The sequence below is a fragment of the Occultella gossypii genome (assembly GCF_019947135.1).
Taxonomy (GTDB): Bacteria; Actinomycetota; Actinomycetes; order Actinomycetales; family Beutenbergiaceae; genus Occultella; species Occultella gossypii.
Window position 1 is genome coordinate 77,669 of the sequence record NZ_JAGSHT010000012.1, and the last position, 22,843, is coordinate 100,511.

Sequence of the window (22,843 nt, forward strand, 5' to 3'; positions counted from 1 at the left end):
GGTAAGTCGTCCCGGCGTGCCCTTGTTGTCGGTCGCGGCTGTGCTCGTCCAAGCCGCCGGCGGTGGACCTTCAGCCTGGCCCGCCACGCTGCCCGTCGCCCACGAGGTGGAAGTCCGACACCACCCCCGCCTCCGGAAGCTCTTATTCGGCATATCACGCCCCCCGTCGTCGACGCCGCCGCTCCGCACCAGCCCGCCTGAAGTGGTCGCTCACAGTGAAGCAATCGATCTGCAGTGATCGGCGAGTGAATTAGGTCGCTCTCGCCGGCTGGTAGGCCTTGCCGAGTTCGCGCGCACAGGTAGGACGCACCGGAACAGAACATCTGAAGCCGAGAGATGTCGTCATGGTGATCTAGAAGTACCTGACCGACCTATCGAGGGCAGCGAAGGGCGCCACGGCACCTCCGGAAGCGGAGACTGGCCGGCCGTGGCCACCGCACGCCAGTCCCGCGATCCCCGCCCTCGCTACCGGCCCGCGGTGTTCGCTCCGGACGTCGCACCCAGGGCACCGAGCAGGATCGACAGCGTCGTCATCGTCACCGACGTGCCCGCTGCCGCCGCACCCCAGCTCCCGTTCTCCAGGTCCTTCGCGCGGTGGATCACTGCCGACGTCCACGGGATCTCCGGATCGAACTGGTGCAGGTTCGCGCTCGCGGAGAGCAGAGCCGCCAGCGCGGCCGTCCGTGCGTCAGGCTCTGCAGCGTCGACGAGCGTGGCGCGGACCCCCGCGAGGAGCTCGCTTCGCCGGGCGCTACCGAGCGTGAAGGACGTCGAGGGGATGAACCCGAGCCGCTTCTTCTTGTGACGGCGCAGATGTCCGCTGCCGACCAGCCTGTCCAGGACCTGGCCGCGCAGCGGCGGTCCGATCGCCGCGATCGCACTCTGCGGGTCCAGTGCCCTCGTGCGCAGGTAGTCCCATGCCGCACGCAGTACAGGGTCCTCAGGTGCCTCGCCGCGCGCGCTGACCCGGTGGGTCGGCCGCCCGGTCGCCTCGGTCAGGTTACGGAGCGCGAGCTCGGCGACGACGGCACCACCCAGGACGTAGAACAGGGTGGTCTCGCCGGCGATCGCTCCCGAGTCGGGCTGGAACAGCAGCAACAGCAGGTCCTCGACGAGCAGCGGCTCCTCCAACTGGCGCGCGGCCGATGCCCCGACCGGCTCGCGGTGCTCTTCAGTCATCATGTCCTCTCCGCACCGTGTCCGGTGCACCCGGTGCCTTCCGAGACCAATGACCGGTTCCGCCGATCCGCGCGCGCGACGTGCGGATCTTGGACAACGCCGCTCGCGCGGCAGCAGACCGCGTGCGTGTCGGCCACCGGTCTGCTCGGACACTAGACCTGGCGCGTCGCGGTTCGCATCGGTAAGAATCACCTAAGCCGATGCGCAGCACCGGGTCCACACTGACGGGAGCGACTCTGACCAATCTCCTGGGCCGGCGCGCAGAGCGTGAAGCGGTCGAGAATCTCCTCGCGCAGGCACGCGCCGGTCGCAGCGGGGCCATCGTCGTGCGTGGCGAGGCGGGTATCGGGAAGACTGCACTGCTCGAGAACGCCCGGGACACGGCCGTCCGACTTGGCTTCCGGGTGGAGTCTTCGGTCGGAGTGGAGTCCGAGACTCAGTTCGCGTTCGCGGGCTTGCACCAGCTCTGCGCGCCAATACTGGACCGCGCGGGTGCGCTGCCCGATCCGCAGCAGACTGCTCTGAACGTGGCGTTTGGGTTGCGTGACGGTCCTGCGCCAGATGGGTTCCTGGTCGGACTGGCGACACTCAACCTGTTGGCTGAGGTCGCCGAGGAGGGGGCGCTGCTATGCCTCGTCGATGACGCCCAGTGGTTGGACCAGGCGTCCGCACAGGTTCTGGCGTTCGTGGCACGACGGCTGGCGGCCGAGCATCTGGCGCTCGTGTTCGCACTACGCGACTCCGCCGCGGGTGACGTTGCCCCGTTCGCGGGACTGCCCGAGCTCCGCCTGGACGGACTCGGCGAAGCCGACGCGCGGGCGCTGCTCGCCACGGCGGTTCGTACCCCGCTCGATGCTGGGGTGCTCGAGCAGATACTCGCCGAGGCACGGGGGAACCCCCTCGCACTGGTGGAGTTGCCCAGAAGCGCCCCTGCGGCACAGCTGGCCGGCGGTTACGCCTTGCCCGACGCACTGGACGTCCCGCGCCGCATCGAGCAGAGCTTTCAGCGCCGCTCTGGCAGCCTGCCAGCCGAGACTCAGGTACTGCTGCTGGTCGCCGCGGCCGAGCCGACCGGCGAGGTGGCACTCTTGTTGCGAGCGGCCGAACACCTGGGTATCTCCCCCGAGGCGGCCACACCCGCCGAGGTCGCAGGGCTGCTGGAGATTGGCGCCCGGGTGCGGTTTCGCCACCCGCTGGTGCGCTCGGCGGTCTACCATGCCGCTGCACCACCGGACCGTCGCCGCGCCCACGGCGCGCTGGCAAAGGTGACCGACCCCGCGGCCGACCCGGACCGCCGTGCGTGGCACCACGCGCAGGAAGTCCTCGGAGTCGACGAAGCCGCCGCCGCGGGCCTGGAGCGCTCGGCCGACCGGGCGCGTGCCCGCGGTGGGCTGGCCGCTGCGGGGGCCTTTCTCGAGCGGGCGGCCGAGCTCACCCCTGAGCCTGCCACTCGGGCGAGCCGGGCGCTCGAGGCCGCGCACGCCAAGCATGAGGCCGGTGCAAGCGAGGCAGCTCTGGAGCTGTTGGCGATCGCAGCCGCCGGGCCGCTGGACGCCTTACCGCAGGCCCGTCTCGAGCTGCTCCGCGCCCAGATCGCCTTCCATCTGACGCGTGGCAACGACGTACCCGGGATGCTGCTGGAGGCCGCCCGAACACTCGCCCCGCTGGACGCCGCGCTGTCCCGCGAGACCTACCTCAACGCCGTCGGCGCTGCGACCGTCATCGGTGGCAGCGGCCCTGGCCGCCACGTGGCGGAGGTTGCTCAAGCCGCCCGGGCGGCGCCCGATCCGCCAGGAGATCCCACGTCTGCGGACCTGCTGCTCGACGGTCTGGTGACGGCGCTCACTCACGGGTACGAAACGGGCGTGCCCGTGCTACGCCGTGCCCTGGAGTCGTTCCGCGACGTGCCCCAAGCTCAGGTCGCGGACAACCGTGACAGCCGGTGGTTGTGGCTCGCCAGCCGCATCGCGCTGGCACTGTTCGACGACGACCTGGTCCACGCGCTGGCCACCCGCCACGTCCGGTACGCCCGCGAGGTCGGTGCCTTGGCGGCCCTGCCCTCCGCACTCCTCATCCGGTTGTTCGACATGGTGCTCGCGGGCGAACTCGCGCAGGCCGCCGAACTGGCCGCCGAGGAAGGCACTCTCGCGCAGGCAACGGGGGCCGCCCTGCCGTGGCACATCGCCCGTGTCGTCCTGGCGGCTTGGCGCGGGCACCAGGACGAGACCGCCGAGCAGCACACGGCCAGCCTGCAGGTGGCGACCGGACGTGGCGGCGTCAGTCTGCCCCAGTACGCCCTGGCGGTGCTCTACAACGGCCAGGGCAACTATTCCGCCGCACTGGACGCCGCAGCGCAGGCCTGCGAGTCCGACGAGCTGGCGCACGTGAGCCTCGCGCTCCCCGAGATGGTCGAAGCGGGGTGTCGTGCGGGCGAACCGGAGCGTGCGGCGCTCGCGCTAGCCCAGCTCAGCACACGAGCCCACGCAACCGGGACGCAGTGGGGGCTCGGGCTGGCGGCGCGCTCGCGAGCGCTGCTCAGCACAGGGGCTACCGCAGAGGAGCACTACCGCGAGGCGATCGAGCGGCTCCGGCAGTGCCGAATCGCGACGTATCACGCCCGCACCCACCTCGTCTACGGCGAGTGGCTCCGTCGCGAAGGCCGTCGCCAGGACGCCCGCGAACAGCTCCGCGCAGCCCACGAGCTCCTGTCGGAGATGGGCGCGGAGGCCTTCGCCGAGCGCGCCGCCCGCGAGCTGCGCGCCACTGGCGAGCACCCCCGCAAGCGGACCGCCCAACCCGCCGATGAGCTCACGCCCCAGGAACTGCACGTGGCACGGCTGGTGTCAACCGGTGCGACCTCCCGGGAGGTCGGTGCGCAGCTGTTCCTCAGCCCCCGCACCATCGAAGCGCACCTGCGCAGCATCTTCCGCAAGCTCGGCATCACCTCCCGCCGCCAGCTCAGAGAACTGTCGTTGCCCTGACAAGGCCGCCAAGCGCAACGCCAGCCCACGGCGCACGGCCTCATATCGGCGTGTGAAAGGTGCCGTCCGTGGCAAGTGCGAGCAGCAGACCGCGGGCCGTCGCGATGCTGGCCTCGTCCTCCTCGCCAGACAAGGCAGCGAGGGCGACACCCTCCGCGGCCCGACGCACGATCTGGATGCGTTCGACACCCAGCCCGTCGATGGCGAACTGCTCATGCCACCATGCGCTGTGCTCGTCAGACACCGCAGAGACCGCGGGGAGCGCGTGCAGGCCGCCCCAGGAGGCGACTGCCGTGAAGTCGCGCGTCGCAACAGCCTGTGAGCTCCCTTCGCAGAGCGCGCGGACGTAGGCCCGCAGCATCTTCCCGGGATAGTTCTCCGACAGGTCGAGGTGGCTGAGGACCGTCGCTCGGAAGCGCTCCTGCACGTCCTCTACGACGGCGATGAACAGTTGGTCCCGGCTCCCGAAGTGGTGGATCAGGCCACTCTTGGAGACCCCGGCGACCGCGGCGACCTGGGCGAGGGTCACGGCGGCGCCCTTCTCCAGGATGAGCTGCGAGGCGGCGTCGAGTACCGCGCGCCGGGTGCGCTCGGTGTTGCGCGTTGCTCGCCCCTCCACCAACCGGACCACCGTCATACCCCTCGACACCAACTGACCAACTGGTCCACAGTAGAGCACGCGCGCACGGCGTGGCCTGTTCAGCGCGTCTCGGCCGCTGCACCGTCCACCCACGGCGAGTGCTGCTCAGTGGACGAGTTCGCGTTCGTGCCCTGCGGCCAGGTCCTGGTTGGCAGCGGCGCCCGGAGCGTGACGCCGGCCCAGATCGCGGCGAGGGCCATGATTGCGGCACCGGCGATGCCGGTGACGGTGATCGCCTCGGTGAACGCGTCCTTGGCGACCTCCAGGACCGCAGCGCCGGTGGGGCCGCCGACCTCGGCCGCCACCAGGTGGGCCTCCGCCATCGTCGCGGACGCCCGCTCCGCCAGCGACGCGGGCAGATCGAGCGACTCGGTCCCGGAGGTGACGACCCGGGTGTACCAGGTGACGAGCACGCCACCCAGGACCGCAGTACCCAGGGTGGTGCCGAGCTCATAGGCGGTCTCCGAGATCGCGGCCGCCTGGCCGGCACGCTCGGGCTTGACCGAGCTCATAATGATGTCGTTGCTCAGCGCGAGACCGATGCCCGCGCCCAGCGCGACCAGCGCGAGGCAGGTGGCGATCAGGGCCGGACTCGAGGTGGGCGACAGGAACAACGTCAGCGCGAAGCCCGCGGCGGCGATCAGCAGACCGGCGGAGATCACGTAGGCGGGGAGGAACCGCTTGACCAGCGTCGCCGCGGCGAAAGCGGCCACGGCGGCGAGGATCGCCTGCGGGATGAGCCAGACGGACGCCCGCGACGGGCTCAGGTCGAGCACGAGTTGGAGGTGCTGGATGAGGGCCACCAGTGCGCCGACCATGGCAAGGATCGACAGCAAGTCCGCGACGACGGCGCCGCGGAAGTAGGGGATCCTGAACAGCCTGACGTCCAGGAGCGGCGTCGTCAGAGTGAGCTGTCGGCGGACGAACAGGGCGATGGCGACCACGCCGAGGACGAGGGCGGCGACCCCGATGGCCATGTCCGTGCCGCCGGCGAAGGTCTTGATGGCATAGACCACGCCGATCAAGCCGACGAAGGAGAGCACGACGCTGAGGACGTCGATCCGGTGCAGGTCGGGGTTGCGACTCTCGGGCAGCAGGAAGGGGCCGAGAACGAGCAGGAGCAGCATGACGGGGATGTTCATCAGGAAGGCGGCCTGCCAGCTGAAGGTATCGATGACCCAGCCGCCGACGATCGGCCCGACTGCCGCGCCGACCGAGGCCATCGCGGCCCACACCGCCATCGCGTAGCGGCGCTGCTGCCGGTCGAGGAACATGTTTCGCACCAACGACAGCGTGGACGGCATCATGATCGCGCCGCCCACGCCCAGCAGTGCGCGGGCGCCGATCAGCATCCACGGGGAGGTCGCCAGCGCCCCGGCCGCGGACGCCATTGCGAAGATGACCGCGCCGATGAGCAGGTTGCGGCGCCGCCCGAACCGTTCGCCCAGGACGGCCATGGCCACCAGCAGGCTGGCGACCACCAGGGAATAGATGTCGATCATCCACAACTGCTCGATACCTGTGGGGCTCATTTTCGGCAGAGATCGCGGGCAGTCCCAGGATCAGGACGGTTCCATCGATCGTGATCAGGAGTAGAGGCAGGACCAGCACGGCAAGGCCGATCCAGCTCTTTGCCGTGGCCTTGGGTGGCGCGTGATTCATGACGATTCCTCTCAGTGGTCAGGGGTCAGCGCGGAGGTACGACCACACACTACAGAACGAGTGGTCGGTTATACCGTGAGTCAGGTCTGTTGGGTAGCGTCATGACAGTGCCCCTCGCGGGTGACGTCTCGCGAAGTCCCACACGATGGCGCTGGCGTCCGGACCGGCGTGGTCGGTAAAGAGGCCCTCGCCGGCATGTCCGGGCCAGGCGTGCGCCATGTCGTGGACGAGGTAGGACTCGACGAGTGACGCACCCGCGGCCGTGGTGAAGGTGGTGTGCAGGTAGCCATGCCTGCCCTCGTCCGCCGGCACCGTCGTCGTCGTCTCGACGAGGTCGAGGCTGTCGTTGAGCAGGCCGTCATCGACGAGGTCGCTGACAGCGACCCAGTGTTCGACGAGACGGGTTGCGACGAGGGGCGGGACGACGTCGTCGTCCTCACCCTGAATGATGAGCAGCGGCACCTGCCGTGCCTGCTCGCCCATCTGGGACCACGCTTGACGTGCGGTGTAGCTCGGAGGCGTGACATCGGGATCCTCCGGGTCCACCTGGTTCAGCCCGTACTCGCCGCCGGCGACCGCCGTCGCGGTCGCGAAGACGTCGGGGTAGGTGGCGGCGAGGATGACGGCCGCACCCGCGCCCGAGGAGGCGCCGGCAACGTGTACCTGGTCCGGGTCAGCGCCGTAGTCCTCGACCACCTGCAGGGCGACGCCCGCGAGCAACGCCGGTTCACCCGTGTGACGGTGCTGCTCCCGTGGGTCCGCCGAGTTCCAGCAGTTGATCGCGCTGCGAAGCATCCGTTGGGTCGGGTAGACGGCGATGAAGCCTTCGCTGTCGGCCAGATCGTTGAGCTGCGTCGTGGCCTTCATCGAGTTCCAGCCGTAGCCGGTCATCCCGCAGCCGTGGATTGCCATCAGCACCGGCAGCCGGGTGCTGCCGTCGTACTGGGGCGGGATGTGAACCTGGTAGCGCAGCGAGCCGGCGTCGCTCTCGTACACGTGATTGCGGTCCCCGTCGTCCATCCACCAGGGCAGACCGAGCTGGAAGGCCGCCGTCGCAGCACCGAGGGCAACCACGACCACGAGCACCACTCCGGAGGTGATCCAGGGCCATCGCCGTCGCCGGCGATGGAGGTCTGCCCGCGGCCGATCGGACTCGAGCGCATCGTCCTCAGCGGTCTGCATCTTCGACCTTGGCTCTTCCATATGTGGTTCCACGGTGTCGTACCCGTCGGCTCATCGGAGGAAGTCGCGCAGGGCGGCGTTGACCTCGTCGGCGTGCGTCCAGAGCAGCCCGTGCGGAGCGCCCTCGATCTCGACGTACGTTGCATCAGGCAGGGCGTGATGGAAACGGCGTGCGGTGGCGTCGATGGGAAGGATCTTGTCAGCGGTGCCGTGCAGAATCAGTGCGGGCTTGCCGCTGTCGCGGACCGCTTCGATGTCCGCTCGGAAGTCCTCGAGCCAGGAGGAGACGACGGCGTAGGCCGCCACGGGGGCGCTGGAGACGGCGACGTTCCAACTCCCGGTCACTGCCTCGGCGCTGATTCGGGACCCGAGGTTCTCCTTCAGATCGTAGAAGTCGGAGAAGAACTGGGTGTACCAGGCGTACCGGTCCCCCTTCGCCGCAGCCTCGATCTCGTCGAAGACCTGCTGCGGCAGCCCTTCGGGGTTGTCCTCGCGGGCGAGGAGGAACGGTTCCAGCGATGCGAGGAACGCGAGCTTGGCGACGCGCTCGTGGCCGTGCCGGGAGACGTAGCGCCCGAGTTCGCCGGTGCCCATGGAGAATCCCACGAGGACGACGTCGTGCAGGTCGAGAGTGTCCAGAACGGTGTTCAGGTCGGCTGCGAAGGTGTCGTAGTTGTAACCGGAGCTGACCTTGGAGGACTGCCCGAAACCGCGACGGTCGTAGGTGATGACGCGGTGTCCTGCGGCGAGCAGGTCCCGGGTCTGGCGTTCCCAGCTGTGCCCGTTCAGCGGGTAGCCGTGAATGAGGACGACCGGCTGACCTGTGCCCTGGTCCTCGTAGTACAGCTCGATCGGTGTGCCGTTCTCGTTCCCGACGGTGATGTGACCCATGGTTCTCGTTCCTTTCGTGAGCGGAGGTGAATCGTCGTCCTCATCGGAGGACTCGGTTGCCGAGGACCGCTGTCGTCGGCGTCCTGGTGGCCCATGACCGATGCCATGGGACCGGGTTGTCAGATGCGTCCACCTCGGCGCCGTCCCCGGCGAGGCCCGTCGCTGCCGACAGGAGCTCCTGCTTGAAGTCCCGCGCGCTCTGGAACCGCCCGTCGGGGTTCTTGGCAAGAGCCTTGTGGAGCACCGCGTCGAGCGCGGGGGGGAGGTCGAGGTTGCTGATCGGTGCGGGTTGTTGGTGGACGTGCTGGTAGGCGACGGAGACCGGGTCGGCACCGACGAAGGGCGGCCGGCCGGTCAGCAGTTCGTAGAGGAGGCACCCGGCGGAGTACAGGTCGCTTCGCGCGTCGGCGACCTCGCCACGGACTTGTTCGGGAGACAGGTAGTGCGCGGTGCCAAGGATCGCCCACGTCTGGGTGATCGTCGACGAGGAGTCACCAGTGCTGCGGGCGATTCCGAAGTCCACGACCTTGACGTCGCCGTCCGGCGTGATCATCACGTTCGCCGGTTTGACGTCGCGGTGGACGATGCCTGCTCGGTGGCTGACCTCGAGTGCGGACAGGATCGCGACCTGGTGGCGTATCGATGTCGTGAGTGTGAGTGCACCGTCGCGGATCAGGTCCCTCAGGGACTGGCCGGCGACGTACTCCATCACGATGAACGGGACGGGTCCCTCCTCTGAGGGTGCGCCGTCGGCTGGTTCACATCCGGTGTCGAAGACGGTGACGATCGCAGGGTGGTCGAGGGCCGCAACCGCCTGCGCCTCGCGTCGGAACCTGGACTGGAGGACGGGATCGCCGGCCAGATCTGCTCGGAGCATCTTGATTGCCACTCGGCGGCCCAGGCGGAGGTCACGACCGAGGTGAACGGTGGCCATACCACCCCGGCCGATGACAGCACCCATCGCGTAGCGCCCGCCGAGGACTCGCTCCGCGCTCCCGAGCACTCCTTCGTGACGCGCGCTGCCGGCGAGTGGCAGGGGTGGGGATGAGCCGGGTGCTATGTCGATGGGTCTCATCGGCGCGGCTCCCAGCGGAACATCCGCGACGCCAGGGCGACTGCCGCGATGACCCATGCGAGCGTCGGCAGCAGCAGCAGTAGCGACTCGGTCACCGGGACATCGCCGTTCCAGGCGTTGACCATCAGCTCGGTGGCGGCGCCGCCGGGAAGCAGTCGCTCCAGTGGGGCAAGGCTCTCCGTCCCGGTGATTCCCACCCAGCTGGCCACGGCGATCACGCCCAGGCTCAGTGGCAGCGCCGTGACCTGGGCGTGCTCGGGCGACTTCGTGATGCCGGCCGTGGCGATCCCGAGGGCGAGCATCATGGCGAACGACGCGACGACCCCCGCCACGAGCAGGGCGACCTGAACGGCAGCGCCGCCGATGCCGGCGAACACGCTGAGGATGACCGCGATCTGGAGCAGCGAGATCCCGGTGACCGGGGCTACCAGACCGGAGAGGATCGTCGGGTCGCTGGCGGCCGTCGAACGCAGCCGCTTGAGGAAGCGGTCCTGCCGGCGGGCCGCCAGAGAGGTCACCGTGGTGGCGTAGAGGGTGAAGGCAGCGATGGTGAACACGAGGACGGCGCCGACGTAGCCGAGACTGCCGATCCGGGCGAACGTGTCCCGGAGGTTGATGATGAAGATGCTCACTGCCACAGGCATGAGCAGGCTGGTGATGAGCACGGCCCGGTTCCGAAGGATCTGGACGAGCTCGCCATACGCGATGGCAAACATTGGGTGGTCCTTTCAGCGGACGAGGAGAGGAGAGGGAACCGACTCGGCGCCGATGGCGCGGAAGACGTCGTCCAGCCGGGTTGGTGCTGCCGACAGGTCGGACAGTTCCACGGCGTGGTCGTCGGCCCACTCGAGCAGGTTCTTGAGGTCTCGTTGAAGCGCGAAGGTCTCGATCGAGTAGGACCGGCCGGCCAGCGGGGCCGGCCACATCGGCAGCGCGGGGGCGTCGGGAGGCAGCGAGAACTGGATCGAGGCCGGCAGCGTCCGGGTCAGGTCGGACACCGTGCCCTGGAGGTGAAAAGTGCCCTGATGCATCAGTCCGATCCGGTCGGCGCGCTGCTGCGCCTCCTCCAGGTAGTGGGTCGTGAGCACGACGGTCGCCCCGTCCTCGCGCAGCTGTTGCACGGTCTCCCACAGGGCATCGCGGGACTGGATGTCCAGCCCCGTGGTGGGTTCATCGAGGATGATCAGCTCAGGGCGGCCGTACACGGCGGCTGCGAAGTCGAGGCGTCGCTTCTCCCCGCCGGACAGCTGGGAGGACCGAGTGCCGCCCTTGTGGGCGAGGTCGACGAGATTGAGCACCCGCTCCACCGAGTCCTGGCGTCCGGAAATGTGGCCGATCAGTCGGACAGTCTCGGCGACGGTGAGATCCTGGGCGATGCCGCTCTCCTGCAGCATGATCCCCATCCGGGATCGCACCTCGCGCCGGTTGGTGGGACTCTTGCCGAACACCCGGGCCCTCCCCGACGACGGGTCCCGGTGTCCTTCGATGACCTCAAGGGTCGAGGTCTTTCCCGCTCCGTTGGTTCCGAGGAGGGCGTAAAGCTCCCCTCGCTCGACCTGGAACGAGAGATCCTTCACGGCGTGGAACTCGCCGTACCTGAGGTTCCGCTGGTCGACTTCGATGACAGGACTGGCAGACATGGTGGTTCCTCAGAGGTCGACGATCCGGAGCGGGACAATGGCCGCGCCGCTCGGGGCCGTAGCGGATGGATGTGATCAGGCCGACCAATCGCTGCCGGTCGTTGCCGTGACCTCAGAATTTCAACGGCGCCTGTGGGGTCGCGTCGGTGGAAGTCCCCATATGTCCGCCGGGTGGTACGGTGCCGCGAGCCGCCCGTTCGATGGCGGCGCGAACCCGAAACCGCACCATCGATGGGCGGGTGCGACGCGCGGAATCCTGGGGGAGACGCCGCAATTGAGCACGGCCCCCAGCGTGGCTACCACCGACGCGTCCGCCTCCAGATCGGGAATTTGGCCGGTGAGGGGTCGCATCGGTGAGATCTACCTAGTCGGGTCCGACGCACGAGGTGCCAGGGCGCCGGACCGACCTGCCCACCTACCCCAGGAGCACGGCTGTGCAGCCGATCATGACCTAAGGGGCTTCTACCGATGCGAAGACTCCGCCACCGGTGCGAGCCTGAGGAGATCTCAGGGACCGGCAGCGAGCGGATTGCCGGGACCTCCAAGCAGAGCCGTCGCCTCGGTCCACCTCGTCCTCCTGCTCACGGAGCTCCGGGATGGATCGGCATCTGATCTGGCGACCTGCGGCGGCGGAGAGGAGCATTCGATGAAGGTATTCATGACCGGGATCAGCGGCGCGGTAGGACGGCTGCTGGCGCGGGACCTGGCCGAGCGCGGTGACGACGTCTCCGGCCTGGTGCGTCGTGAGGAGCAGCGAGCCGATCTCTCGAGATGGGGCGTCGATTCCCTCGTCTACACCGCAGGGTCGAACGGCGGCGCGCGGGAGGTTACCGCCGCCCTCGATGGTGAGGGCGCGATGAAGGCTCTGGAGGCGGCAAGCATCGCCGGCGTGGACCGCCGCGGTGGACCACGTGGTAAGGCACGGCGAGGTCCCGGTGAAGGGGACTGACATGGCCACGGCGATCCAGCGATTCGAGAACGCTGCCATCGCCGTCGCGATCCTTCTCGCGATGGTGACCTTCGGGCAGCCGTGGTGGCTGCTCCTCGCCGCGTTCCTGCTCTTCGACCTCTCTGCCGTCGGGTACCTCCGCGGTTCGCGCGCCGGTGCCGCCTCCTACAACGCGATCCACAACTACGCTGGTCCGGCGATCACGTCGGCGCTGTACCTCGCGCTGCTCATCGCGGACCACCAGGCGGTCTGGCTCTCCCTCCTCGCGGCGTGCTGGGCCTTCCACGTCGCGGTCGATCGAGCGCTCGGTTACGGACTCAAGTTCGACGAGGGCTTCACCCACACGCACCTCGGCCGGATTGGTCGGCAACCGCGCGGCGCGGCGGACCGAGGTCGGTGACGCCGTGCTGACGACGAGCAGTATCGGACCCCACGGCGCGGAACAGATCTTGGGATACGAACGAGAGTCGTCCGGACGCGCCCGGTGGTGGGGTCGTATTCGCAGCAGCGCATCGTGCTGTGCTCGGCGCGTCGCCCAGAAAGAGTGGGAACGCGCATGAACGCGGTGGATCAGGAATTCCTGTTGAGCTTGGCCGGTGTGTCCGCCACGCTCCTGGGAACCTTCATCGTCGGGGTGTTCTTCTACATCGAATCCAGCATGCATCGCCGGATGACCGGTTCCCGAGCGATGGAGATGTACCTCCGGTCCGGCACGCGGTGGGTCTTTACCGCCTACTCGATCCCGCTGTTCGTCCCGCTCGTCCTGGCGGTGATGGACCCGCTCTGGGGCGCGATCACGTTCGCCGCCCTCGGCATGGTCCTGACCGTGCTGACCGTCGAGACGGGACGTCGCACCTTGGCCGGTGGCAGATCCGGGATGTCCCACGCATTCGTTACCAATGAGTGGGCGACGAGCGCGGCGGTCCTGGCCGCCATGATTCTGCCCTGGGCGCTCGGCGGGTGGATTCCGCGACCCGCCGAGTTCGTTCCCTCGTTACTCCTCCTTCTCGCGTCCGGATTTGCGAGCACAGCCGCACTGGTCATGGCCCAGTTCGACGCAACCAGGGTGAGTGAGGCCACCCCTCGCGGCCCGGCGACGGCGATCGTCGCGGGATGTGCCGTCAACCGCCGCGGCGACTCCGGCGCGGCAATGCCACGACAACGGAAGGCGTCACCATGACCACGCAAGGACCGCGAGTCGCCATTATCACCGGCGCCGGAAGCACGAGGGGAATCGGTTTCGCGGCGGCACGTCTGCTCGGCACCAGCGGAGCTCAGGTGGTGATCACGTCGACGACGAATCGCATCTTCGGAAGAGTTTCAGAGCTGCGTGCCAGGGGTATCCGCGCGGAAGGGGTGGTCGCCGACCTCACCGATCAGGCCGGCGTGGACGCTGTCGTCACGTGCGCGTCGGACTCGTTCGGCGGCGTGGACATCCTCGTCAACAACGCCGGGATGACTGCCGTGTCCGGCTCGTACGCCTCGGGTGCGACCGACAGACTTCCCCTCGACCACTGGCGTGCCTCGCTGGATCGGAATCTGACCACGACGTTCCTCATGACCCGCGCCGTCCTGGGCCACATGCGGGCTGCCGGCTACGGCCGTATCGTCAACGTGTCCTCGGTGTCAGGGCCCGTCGCCGCCTACGGCGGCGACGTCGCGTACCACGCGGCGAAGGCCGGCGTTGTCGGACTGACACGCTCGACGGCGATCGACACGGCCCGGGCGGGCGTCACGGTGAACGCGGTCGCTCCGGGGTGGATCGACACGGCATCCGCCTCCGACCACGAGCGGAAGATGGGCGCGGCGACACCCGTCGGCCGGTCCGGCACCGCAGACGAGGTGGCGTACGTGATCGCGTTCCTCGCCGGCGAAGGCGCGTCGTACATCACGGGTCAGTTGATCACAGTCGACGGAGCCAACTCCATCAGCGAGGAGCGCGGGCGTTAACGCCCTCAGTCATGCCGCCGCCATGCGCGACCACGTTCTGGGGCCGCTTTCGGCTATTGGGCCGAAGGAACCCCCTCGGCTTCCAGCACACGGTGCTGGAAGTCTTCTCATGGATCTGTTCCCCACTGACGACGGACACTGCCCATGAGCTTGGGACGGACACTGCCCATCAGCTTGGCGCCAAACCCTTCCCAGGCGTGGCCAACTATCGCCTCAAGTGGCCACCAAGGTTGGAAGGTGGCCATATTCGATGACGAAATGGCCACCATTCCTGACGACCCACACAGCGGCTCAGAACGCCCAGTCCTCGTCCTCGGTGTTGACGGCCTTGCCGATCACGTACGAGGACCCGGACCCGGAGAAGAAGTCGTGGTTCTCGTCCGCGTTCGGGGACAGCGCGGACAGGATCGCCGGGTTCACGGCGGTCTGGTCCTTCGGGAACAGGCCCTCGTAGCCGAGGTTCATCAACGCCTTGTTCGCGTTGTACCGCAGGAACGCCTTGACGTCCTCGGTCAGGCCGAGCGGGTCGTAGAGATCTTCGGTGTACTGCTCCTCGTTCTCGTACAGCTCGAAGAGCAGCTCGAACGTGTAGTCCTTGAGCTCCTGACGGCGCTCCGGCGTCGCCTTCTCCAGGGCCTTCTGGAACTTGTAGCCGATGTAGTAGCCGTGCACGGCCTCGTCCCGGATGATCAGCCGGATCAGGTCCGCGGTGTTCGTCAGCTTCGCCCGGCTGGACCAGTACATCGGCGCGTAGAAGCCCGAGTAGAACAGGAACGACTCCAGCATGGTGGAGGCGACCTTGCGCTTCTCCGGGTCGTCACCGCGGTAGTAGTTCAGCACGATGTCGGCCTTGCGCTGGAGGTTCTCGTTCTCCTCCGACCAGCGGAACGCGTCATCGATCTCCGCAGTGGAGATCAGGGTGGAGAAGATCGAGGAGTAGGACTTCGCGTGCACCGACTCCATGAACGCGATGTTCGTGTAGACGGCCTCCTCGTGCGGGGTGACCGCGTCCGGGATGAGGCTGACGGCGCCGACGGTGCCCTGGATCGTGTCCAGCATGGTCAGGCCGGTGAACACCCGGGTGGTCATGAGCTGCTCGTCCGCGGTGAGCGTGTGCCAGGACTGGATGTCGTTGGACAGCGGGACCTTCTCAGGCAGCCAGAAGTTGCCGGTGAGACGATCCCAGACCTCGAGGTCCTTGTCGTCCTGGATTCGGTTCCAGTTGATGGCCGTGACACGACTGACCAACTTGAGCTTCTCGGACACGGGTGCTGCTCCTTGCGCGGGTGGTTCTGGGGAGGGGAGAAATGGGGGCCCCTCCCGGCGCGGAGCGAATCACGCGCCGGGAGGGGGATCTGATCCGAACCGGTCAGGGGACCGGCCGGAGGTTCACAGCATGCAGGACACGCAGCCCTCGACCTCGGTGCCGGTCAGGGCAAGCTGGCGCAGCCGGATGTAGTACAGCGTCTTGATGCCCTTGCGCCAGGCGTAGATCTGCGCCTTGTTCAGGTCCCGGGTGGTGACCGTGTCCTTGAAGAACAGCGTGAGCGAGAGGCCCTGGTCCACGTGCTGGGTCGCCGCGGCGTAGGTGTCGATGATCTTCTCGTAGCCGATCTCGTAGGCGTCCTCGAAGTACTCGACGTTGTCGTTGCTCAGGTAGGGCGCCGGGTAGTAGACGCGCCCGATCTTGCCCTCCTTGCGGATCTCGATCTTCGAGGCCACCGGGTGGATCGAGGAGGTCGAGTTGTTGATGTAGGAGATCGAACCGGTGGGCGGCACGGCCTGCAGGTTCTGGTTGTAGATGCCGTGCTCCTGCACGGACGCCTTCAGCGCCACCCAGTCCTCCTGGGTGGGGATGTGCACACCCGCGTCGGCGAACAGGGTGCGGACCCGCTCGGTGGCCGGCTCCCACGTCTGGGTGACGTACTTGTCGAAGTACTCCCCGCTGGCGTACTTCGAGTCGTCGAAGCCCTTGAACTTCGACCCCCGTTCGATGCTCAGCTTGTTCGACTCCGTGAGTGCGTGGAACAGCACCGTGTAGAAGTAGATGTTCGTGAAGTCGATGCCCTCCTCGGAGCCGTAGAAGATCCGCTCCCGGGCGAGGTAGCCGTGCAGGTTCATCTGGCCGAGGCCGATGGCGTGCGAGTCGTTGTTGCCCTGCTCGATCGAGGGCACCGACCAGATGTGGGTCTGGTCGGACACGGCGGTCAGGGCCCGGATCGCGGTGCCCACGGTGGCCCCGAAGTTCGGGGAGTCCATGGTGGCGGCGATGTTCAGGGAGCCCAGGTTGCAGGAGATGTCCTTGCCCACGTGGTCGTAGGAGAGGTCCTCGTTGTACGTGGAGGCGGTGGAGACCTGCAGGATCTCCGAGCACAGGTTCGAGTGGGTGATCTTGCCCTTGATCGGGTTCGCCTTGTTCACCGTGTCCTCGAACATGATGTACGGGTAGCCCGACTCGAACTGGATCTCCGCAAGGACCTGGAAGAAGTCGCGCGCCTTGATCTTCTTCTTCTTGATCCGGCCGTCGTCGACCATCTCGTGGTACTTCTCGGTGACGTTGATCTCGGCGAACGGCACGCCGTACACACGCTCCACGTCGTACGGGGAGAACAGGTACATGTCCTGGTTCTCGCGGGCCAGCTCGAACGTGATGTCCGGGATCACCACACCGAGCGAGAGCGTCTTGATGCGGATCTTCTCGTCCGCGTTCTCCCGCTTGGTGTCCAGGAAGCGCAGGATGTCCGGGTGGTGGGCGTGCAGGTACACCGCGCCCGCACCCTGACGGGCGCCGAGCTGGTTGGCGTAGGAGAAGGAGTCCTCGAGGAGCTTCATCACCGGGATCACGCCGGAGGACTGGTTCTCGATCTTCTTGATCGGGGCGCCGTGCTCACGGATGTTCGACAGCAGCAGGGCCACACCGCCGCCACGCTTGGACAGCTGCAGCGCGGAGTTGATCGCACGAGCGATGGACTCCATGTTGTCCTCGATGCGCAGCAGGAAGCAGGACACGGCCTCGCCGCGCTGCTTCTTGCCGGAGTTGAGGAACGTGGGGGTCGCCGGCTGGAACCGTCCGGAGACGATCTCGTCCACCATCCGGGTGGCGAACGTCTCGTCGCCGTCGGCCAGGGTGAGCGCCACCATCACCACGCGGTCCTCGAACCGCTCCAGGTAACGCTTCCCGTCGAAGGTCTTCAGCGTGTACGACGTGTAGTACTTGAACGCGCCGAGGAACGTCTGGAACCGGAACTTCTTGCCGTACGCGTAGTCGAAGATCGTCTGCAGGAACTCGAAGGAGTATTTCTCCAGGACCTCGGCCTCGTAGTACCCGTTCTCGACCAGGTACTCGAGCTTCTCCTTGAGGTTGTGGAAGAAGACCGTGTTCTGGTTGACGTGCTGCAGGAAGTACTCCCGCGCCGCCTCCCGGTCCTTGTCGAACTGGATCTCACCGTCCGGTCCGTAGAGATTGAGCATGGCATTCAGCGCGTGGTAGTCCATCGCCGGCTCACTCGTCGTTGTCTCTGTCATTGTCGTCAGCGTTGCAGCCAAAACTGTCCCAATCCCTCACGGACGCGATGCACGTCCTCTGCGGTTCCCAGTAGTTCGAAGTTGTAGAGATAGGGCACCTGGCACTTGCGCGCCACGATGTCCCCAGCGATGCAGTAGGCGGAGCCGAAGTTCGTGTTGCCCGCGGCCACCACCCCGCGGATCAACGACCGGTTCTCCTCGTCGTTGAGGAAACGGATCACCTGCTTCGGCACGGCGCCGCGCCCGTTCCCGCCGCCGTACGTCGGCACGAAGAGCACGTAGGGTGCCTTCACCTTCAACGCCGGTTCGTGCGCCCGGAGCGGGATGCGCTCGGCCGGTAGCTCGAGCCGGTCCACGAAACGGCGCGTGTTCTCCGAGACGGAGGAGAAGTACACGATGCCGGTCACGATGATCACGCCTTCGGTGCTCAGACGGTATGACTAGTGGCCGACGGCGGGACTTCAGCGGTCCCGTCGCCGGCGGTGGGTGGTGGTGCTCAGGCGAGCACGGCGGCGGCGTTGGAACTGTCGGCCGCTCCCGCGGCCACGGCCGCGAGCGCCTTGATCTTGTCCGGACGGAAGCCCGACCAGTGGTCACCACCGGCGAACACCACGGGTGCCTGCTGGTAACCGAGCGCCTTCACCGACTCCAGAGCCTGCGCGTCCTCGGTGATGTCCACCACCGTGTACTCGAGGCCCTGCTTCTTGAGGGCTCGGTACGTCGCGTCGCACTGCACGCAGGCCGGCTTGCTGAAGACGGTGATGGTCATGGCGGGGATCCCTTCGGTGTGGTGTCGGTGGTGCGTCCCCCTGGACTACCGCCGTGTAACTACCTTCATGTCATTCGTCGGGCGAACTACTGCTGCCCGTTCCACAGACACTACACCTAGTGGTGACGATCCGCGCGAACCCCTAGGGATTGTGTCGGCGCGTCGTGTCGCGGGCGTGTCTTCCACAGCTGGCGGCGTGTCGCTGTGGACTTCCGCGGCCGTTCTGTGTACGGCCTGTGGGCCGACCTGTGGGTAACCGCCCGACGGCGTCGGTGCGGCCGAGTTGTCCACAGCCGGGGCCGTGGCGGGGCCCGATCGACGGTCCGTGAATCCACCGGCCCATGCACCGTCCGTCCACGGATCCACAACCGCGGACCGGCACCTGGAGCACCTTCTGGTCACGACACCAGTCTCGACCCGACCACCGACATTGGTCGTCGAGGCGCGCGGGCCGGGTCCGCACGCAACCTCGAAGGGTGCGGTCGACTGTGACCGGGACGGACATGGCGACGCGGGCACGCGGTCCCGGAGCCGGTGCCGCCGGACGGCGACGGCCCCCGGGTCACCGTGAGGTGTCTCGGGGGCCGCCGGCGTGTCGTTCGCGCCTCGGACGTCAGCCCCGCGTCGGGATCACCGTCATGTCGTCCCAGCCGAGGATGACCTCGTCCGCCGCGAGCACCGCGAGCCGGGCCCGGGCCCGGGCGTCGGCCGGCAGGGTGATCGTGACGGTGCCGTCATCGGCCACCACGGTGGTGCCGAGTCCGGTCGTGTCGCCGAGCGGGGTCGAGTACAGGAACGTACCGACCTCGGTGCCGGCGTACTCGGCGCCGACAGTCACGGTGAGGCTCGCGCCGGCCCGCGCCGAGGGCGGCAGGTCGACCGCGCCACGGTTGCCCGGCACCAGTGCCTCGCGCGGCACCGGGACGATCTCGCCCGGCGCCTCGAACTCGGTGGTGAACACCCGCGTGTCGGACAGGGTCACCCCGCCGGCGGCGCTGGTGGCCTCGACGAACCAGGCGTAGGTCTGGTTCGGCTCCAGGTCCGCCCAGGTGACGGTGGCCGCCGCGCCCGAGGAGGCGGTGGCGGTGCCGATCACCTCGGAGGTCGGGGTGAACAGCGCCACGCCGTCGGTCGCGAGGCTGGTGGCCCGGCTGGACAGGTCGACCGGCAGCACCATGTTGTCCTCGAGCCCGTTGTAGCGGGCGTCGGTGTCGAACTCGGTGGCGCCGAAGTCGTCCAGCCACGGGGAGTACGTGTCCACGATCATCTCGGACCGGTCCACGTCGAACTGCAGCAGCCGGAAGAAGCTGGCGCCGAACCGCAGCCCCTGCTGCGGGTCGTAGCCGCCGATGTCCACGAGGCCGGCGCGCTCGGCGGTGACCTCGTAGAACTGGTAGTCGGCGAGCATCTCCACCACGCCGTTGCCGTCGGCGCCGACGTCGGTGCGCACGTTCGTGCCGACGCCGTGCTCGTGGCCGCCGAGGACCAGGAACACGTTCGGGTTGACGGTGACCACCCGGTTGTAGAGCAGGGCGCCGTCCCGGCTGGAGAACCCGGCGTCACGGCCGTCCGGGTTCACGCTCGGGCGCAGGTAGTCGTGGGCGAGCAGGATCGCATTGCGGTCGGCGTACTGCGCGAGGACCTCGTTCGCCCAGGCCGCCTCCTCGTTCGTGACGCCGTAGGAGAGGTAGACCGCGACGAAGTCGAGGCCGCCGGCGGTGAACAGGTCGTAGTGGTTCTGGTTGTCCCCCTCGCGCCAGGGCGCCCCGTAGGCGGCGCCCGCCCAGGTGCCCGAGAGCGCCTCGTACCGCTCCGGTCCGTAATACTCGTTGAAGAGCGCACCCGGGCCGTCGTCGGTGCCGGTGCGGTTGTCGTGGTTGCCGGCCAGCACCCCGTTCGGGATGCCGGCGTCGTCGAGGATCCGCTGGGCCGCGGAGGACACCTCGTACTCGGCGCGGGCGTTGGCGACGTAGGCCGGGTCGTCATTGTTCTGGGTGTAGTTCTCGATGATGTCCCCGGTGTGCGCGGCGTAGGCGATGCCCCGCTCGTCGGCGTTGTCGGCGATCCACTGGGTGACGTCGGTGTAGGCCTGCTCCCAGACGGCTCGCTCCTGCTCGCTCTCCTGCTCCACGGCACCCTCGGACAGGTACTGGGTGTCGGTGAAGTGCGCCAGCGAGAAGTCGTAGTCGTCACGGTCGGCGAACCCGGCCGGGTCCCCCGGCTCGATGTCGTCGGCGAACGGGTCGGTGCCGGTCACGAGGACGTGCACCAGGCCCGCGTCGAGGTGGCCGGCCGTGACCGGGGCCGAGAGCGCGGTGACGCCGTCGAACACGCCGCGGGCGCTGTCGACCAGCACCCATGCACCCGTCTGGACGTCCCACACGTACAGGGACGCGAGACGTTGTGGGTCGAGCGTGCCCTGCCAGGAGACGCCTCCGCCGTCGAGGTCGGACGCGGTGGCGATGTCGAACCGCTGGTAGACCACTGCCGCGCCGGACGGGGAGTCGAGGGTCAGCCCGTCTCCGAGGTTCAGCGCGTCAACCGGCACCTCCTCGGCGCCCTCGATGTCGAGGGTGGTCGGCACCGTCTCGGACTCGCCCTGGTAGGCGACGGTCGCACCGTCGGCGACGGCGCGGTTGAACGTCGCGGTGACGTCACCGCCGTCGGGTTCGGCGACGACCGCGGACAGGTCCACCGTGTCGGTGGTGACCACGGCGCCGTCGGCCGGGCTGAGGTCGGTCGGCACGGACGGCACACCGAGCGCCACGAACGTGATCTCGTGGGTGGAGGTGTTGCCGAGCACGTCCTCGGCGGTGACGGTGATGACGTGCTCACCGGCGGTCAGGCCCGGGCCGACGGACGTGCCCGGGGCCACCTCCGCGCCGTCGAGGGTGAGGGTGGGCTCGCCGAGCACGCCGGAGAGGTCCTCCAGCTCGACGGCGAGGGGTACCGGGGAGCCGATCTCGGCGCCGTCGGCGGGGCTGCTGCCGGCCAGGGCGGGCCCGGTGTTGTCGGTGCTGATGGTGCGGCGCGAGGTCGCGCCGGACGCGGTGACCGCGGTCAGCGTGTGCTCGCCGTCGGTCACGGTGGCGGTGTCGACGTCGGCGCGCAGGCCGGAGGTCTCGGCGTCCACGACGAACGTGGCGCTGATCTCGCGGGGCTTGGTGGTGTTGTCGCCGCAGTTGCCGTCGCCCATGTTGTACGAGGCGGCGATGTCCTGCCCGACGGCGGTGCCCTGGGACAGGGCGAGGCTCAGGTCCGAGATGACGAAGTCGTCGCGGTTGGCGCCGCAGGAGGTGACGAACGTTCCGGTGACCACCTCGATGGTGTTCTCGCCCGCGACCAGGTAGGAGTTGGGCACGTCCACGCGCACGGTCTCGCTGACGTGGTCGCCGAGCAGGATGGGCAGGCCGTTGACGACGACGGAGTTGCCGTAGCGGGCCTCGATCGAGTTCGTGCCGACCGTGAACACGAACGCCGAGGTGTCGGCGCCGAGGGTGGGTACGACGGGCAGCGGCGCGTCGTCGAGGGTGAGGCTTTCGACGGGATCCGCGGCGTCCGTGGGCGCGGCGAGGAACGTCTGCGGTCCGTGCAGGAGGGCGCCGTCCTCGGGGGTGATCGTCGGTGCACCCGGGTCGCCGTTGTTCACGACGACCGAGTGGGACGTGCTCACTCCGGCGGCGGTGATCGCCTCGAGGGTGTGGGTGCCGTCCGTCAGGGCGGCGGTGTCCAGGGTGGTGGCCAGGCCCGTGGTCGCGCCCGGTGTGCCGTCGAGCTCGAAGGTCAGGGCGACCTCGAGCAGGCGTGAGGTGTTCGAGCCGCAACTGCCGTCGCCCATCAGGTAGGCGTACTCGTTGGCGGACCCGTCCGCCGTGCCGTCGAGGAACTCGACGGCGAGGTTCGAGATGTCGAAGTCGTCGAAGTTGTCCCCGCACGTGGCCGAAATGGAGCCGGTGACGAACTCGACGGTGTTGGTGCCGTCGGTGAGGTAGTCGTTCGGGACCGGCAGCGCGACCCGCTCGTCGACGTAGTCGCGCTCGGTCAGCCCGATGACGTTGCCGTTGACGACCACCGAGTTGCCGTACCGCGCCTCGATCGAGTTCGTACCGACGTCGAACAGGAGCGTGGCCTCGCCGGTCGTCACGTCGGCGGCGAGGTCCTCGCCGTCGAGCCGGAGCGCGGTGACCGAGTCCCCGGCCACGACCGGCTCGGCGGCGACCGCGGCGTCGCCGTGCAGGTAGCTGCCCTGTTCCGGCAGGAGGATCGGCGCCCCGTCCTCCGGATCGGCCAGCGCGCCGGGCGCGATCAAGCCGGACGCCACCAGCCCCACCCCGGTCACCAACGCGATGGCGCTCGCGCGCCCTGATCTCCCGCTACGTTCTCGCATGCTGCTGCGCACG

General features: G+C 68.2%; 18 protein-coding genes. 5 read left to right on the forward strand and 13 right to left on the reverse strand.

The features are described from left to right. Positions 1 to 465: 465 nt before the first annotated feature. Complete coding sequence (locus tag KCQ71_RS12165) at positions 466 to 1,182, reverse strand: GOLPH3/VPS74 family protein (RefSeq protein WP_223406213.1); 717 nt, start codon at positions 1,180 to 1,182, stop codon at positions 466 to 468. A gap of 197 nt (positions 1,183 to 1,379) precedes the next feature. Between KCQ71_RS12165 and KCQ71_RS12170 the strand changes: the two genes are divergently transcribed. Next, on the forward strand, positions 1,380 to 4,160 hold the full coding sequence (locus tag KCQ71_RS12170; protein WP_223406215.1) for an ATP-binding protein: 2,781 nt from the start codon (positions 1,380 to 1,382) through the stop codon (positions 4,158 to 4,160). 40 nt (positions 4,161 to 4,200) lie between these two features. Here KCQ71_RS12170 and KCQ71_RS12175 read toward each other — a convergent pair whose 3' ends face one another. The 7 genes from KCQ71_RS12175 to KCQ71_RS12205 form a co-directional block, all read right to left on the reverse strand. Continuing rightward, positions 4,201 to 4,791 (reverse strand): TetR/AcrR family transcriptional regulator, encoded by a 591-nt coding sequence (locus KCQ71_RS12175; protein WP_223406217.1) that lies wholly within the window; start codon positions 4,789 to 4,791, stop codon positions 4,201 to 4,203. Between the two features lie 68 nt (positions 4,792 to 4,859). Continuing rightward, positions 4,860 to 6,332 carry an MFS transporter gene (locus tag KCQ71_RS12180; protein ID WP_223406219.1) on the reverse strand — a complete coding sequence of 491 codons (1,473 nt, stop codon included), beginning with the start codon at positions 6,330 to 6,332 and terminating at the stop codon, positions 4,860 to 4,862. Between the two features lie 229 nt (positions 6,333 to 6,561). After that, positions 6,562 to 7,644 carry an extracellular catalytic domain type 1 short-chain-length polyhydroxyalkanoate depolymerase gene (locus tag KCQ71_RS12185; protein ID WP_223406221.1) on the reverse strand — a complete coding sequence of 361 codons (1,083 nt, stop codon included), beginning with the start codon at positions 7,642 to 7,644 and terminating at the stop codon, positions 6,562 to 6,564. 51 nt (positions 7,645 to 7,695) lie between these two features. Next, positions 7,696 to 8,535 carry an alpha/beta fold hydrolase gene (locus KCQ71_RS12190; protein ID WP_223406223.1) on the reverse strand — a complete coding sequence of 280 codons (840 nt, stop codon included), beginning with the start codon at positions 8,533 to 8,535 and terminating at the stop codon, positions 7,696 to 7,698. A 40-nt stretch (positions 8,536 to 8,575) separates the two neighbouring features. After that, complete coding sequence (locus KCQ71_RS12195; protein WP_308116633.1) at positions 8,576 to 9,667, reverse strand: protein kinase domain-containing protein; 1,092 nt, start codon at positions 9,665 to 9,667, stop codon at positions 8,576 to 8,578. Next, positions 9,607 to 10,326 carry an ABC transporter permease gene (locus KCQ71_RS12200; protein ID WP_223406225.1) on the reverse strand — a complete coding sequence of 240 codons (720 nt, stop codon included), beginning with the start codon at positions 10,324 to 10,326 and terminating at the stop codon, positions 9,607 to 9,609. The genes KCQ71_RS12195 and KCQ71_RS12200 overlap by 61 nt, the downstream gene beginning before the upstream one ends. Before the next feature lie 12 nt (positions 10,327 to 10,338). Continuing rightward, entirely contained in the window at positions 10,339 to 11,250 is a 912-nt protein-coding gene (locus KCQ71_RS12205; RefSeq protein WP_223406227.1) for an ABC transporter ATP-binding protein, read from the reverse strand. 646 nt (positions 11,251 to 11,896) lie between these two features. On the opposite strand from KCQ71_RS12205, the gene KCQ71_RS12210 reads away from it, so the two are divergent. The 4 genes from KCQ71_RS12210 (at position 11,897) to KCQ71_RS12225 (ending at position 14,149) form a co-directional block, all read left to right on the forward strand. Next, entirely contained in the window at positions 11,897 to 12,199 is a 303-nt protein-coding gene (locus KCQ71_RS12210) for a Rossmann-fold NAD(P)-binding domain-containing protein (protein WP_223406229.1), read from the forward strand. A 1-nt stretch (position 12,200) separates the two neighbouring features. After that, entirely contained in the window at positions 12,201 to 12,599 is a 399-nt protein-coding gene (locus tag KCQ71_RS12215) for a DUF4260 family protein (RefSeq protein WP_223406231.1), read from the forward strand. Positions 12,600 to 12,683: 84 nt separating this feature from the next. After that, on the forward strand, positions 12,684 to 13,379 hold the full coding sequence (locus KCQ71_RS12220) for a hypothetical protein (RefSeq protein ID WP_223406233.1): 696 nt from the start codon (positions 12,684 to 12,686) through the stop codon (positions 13,377 to 13,379). Further along, on the forward strand, positions 13,376 to 14,149 hold the full coding sequence (locus KCQ71_RS12225) for an SDR family NAD(P)-dependent oxidoreductase (protein ID WP_223406234.1): 774 nt from the start codon (positions 13,376 to 13,378) through the stop codon (positions 14,147 to 14,149). The genes KCQ71_RS12220 and KCQ71_RS12225 overlap by 4 nt, the downstream gene beginning before the upstream one ends. 291 nt (positions 14,150 to 14,440) lie before the next feature. Here KCQ71_RS12225 and nrdF read toward each other — a convergent pair whose 3' ends face one another. The 5 genes from nrdF to KCQ71_RS12250 form a co-directional block, all read right to left on the reverse strand. After that, on the reverse strand, positions 14,441 to 15,415 hold the full coding sequence (gene nrdF, locus KCQ71_RS12230) for a class 1b ribonucleoside-diphosphate reductase subunit beta (RefSeq protein ID WP_223406236.1): 975 nt from the start codon (positions 15,413 to 15,415) through the stop codon (positions 14,441 to 14,443). Positions 15,416 to 15,538: 123 nt separating this feature from the next. Next, positions 15,539 to 17,674, reverse strand: a complete 2,136-nt coding sequence (gene nrdE / locus KCQ71_RS12235; RefSeq protein ID WP_223406238.1) for a class 1b ribonucleoside-diphosphate reductase subunit alpha — start codon at positions 17,672 to 17,674, stop codon at positions 15,539 to 15,541. A gap of 5 nt (positions 17,675 to 17,679) precedes the next feature. Further along, a complete protein-coding gene (gene nrdI / locus KCQ71_RS12240; protein WP_156738845.1) occupies positions 17,680 to 18,081 on the reverse strand; it encodes a class Ib ribonucleoside-diphosphate reductase assembly flavoprotein NrdI in 402 nt (133 codons plus the stop codon). An 89-nt stretch (positions 18,082 to 18,170) separates the two neighbouring features. Then, complete coding sequence (gene nrdH / locus KCQ71_RS12245) at positions 18,171 to 18,443, reverse strand: glutaredoxin-like protein NrdH (RefSeq protein ID WP_223406240.1); 273 nt, start codon at positions 18,441 to 18,443, stop codon at positions 18,171 to 18,173. A 613-nt stretch (positions 18,444 to 19,056) separates the two neighbouring features. Further along, the gene (locus tag KCQ71_RS12250) at positions 19,057 to 22,830 is read right to left on the reverse strand and encodes a metallophosphoesterase family protein (protein WP_223406242.1); all 3,774 of its coding nucleotides are present in this window, start codon (positions 22,828 to 22,830) and stop codon (positions 19,057 to 19,059) included. Between the last annotated feature and the right edge of the window lie 13 nt (positions 22,831 to 22,843).